This window comes from Leucobacter sp. M11, assembly GCF_035726885.1.
Classification (GTDB): Bacteria; Actinomycetota; Actinomycetes; order Actinomycetales; family Microbacteriaceae; genus JAPFRB01.
Window position 1 is genome coordinate 637,568 of sequence record NZ_JAPFRB010000004.1, and the last position, 787, is coordinate 638,354.

Genomic DNA, 787 nt, shown 5'->3' on the forward strand with positions numbered 1-787 from the left:
AGCCTCGTCTTTTTGCTCGGCCTGCTCGGCGGAATCGCTGGGGTGGTGTGGTCCTGGGGCGCGGCGTACCCGGGCAGCGCCGTCCTCGATCTCGTGCTCATGGCGCTGCTCGTCGGGGTATTGTTTGCGGTGCTGGACCTCCTGCTCGTCGACTGGCTGGTCATCTGCACGCTGCGGCCCCGGCGGCTGGTCCTGCCGGGCACCGAGGACTGTGCCGGCTGGCGAGACTACGGCTTCCACGTGCGGGAACAGCTGCGGCCTCGGGCGATCCTGATGATGCTGGTGATCAGCGCGGTCATCGGGCTCCTCGTGGCGTGGCTCACCTGACGCGGCGTGCGGTGTGGCACTCACCCTGCGGTGCGGCGCGCTTCGGGGTGGGCTCCCCGGGGCGGGGACCCGCTCAGCCCGAACGCGCGTGTTGCGGTGACCGGTCCGCGGACGGCGCGTGTCGTTCCGGGGGTGTCCAGCGGTTCTCGGTCATCGGCCGGGGCCGCCTGGCCCAGTCCGTGCTCGTCGGTGGCACGAGGTGCGGGATCGCCCCGATCGTGACGATGTGCCAGGCGTCTGGGGTGCCCAGCTGGTCGTGGACGAGGCCGTGGTGGAACCGGCAGAGCAGCACCCCGTTGTCCAGGTCGGTGGCCCCGCCCTGGGACCAGGGCACGATGTGGTGCGCCTCGCAGTCCTTGGGCGCGGTGCGGCAGCCGGGCCACCGGCAGCCGCCGTCCCGGGCGCGGAGGGCCAGGACCTGCCGCTTCGTGAACAGGCGGTGGGTGCGGCCCTGGGCGAG

The 787-nt window shown here is 72.7% G+C and carries 2 protein-coding genes; one reads left to right on the plus strand and one right to left on the minus strand.

Features of this window, described 5'->3' with window-relative positions; translation table 11 throughout:
* The coding region (locus OOT08_RS15210) for a hypothetical protein (RefSeq protein ID WP_325093642.1) at window positions 1-327 on the plus strand (327 nt) is incomplete at its 5' end.
* A 73-nt stretch (window positions 328-400) separates the two neighbouring features.
* Here the strand turns inward: OOT08_RS15210 and OOT08_RS15215 are convergent.
* On the minus strand, window positions 401-787 hold a 387-nt coding region (locus OOT08_RS15215; protein ID WP_325093643.1), incomplete at its 5' end, for an HNH endonuclease signature motif containing protein.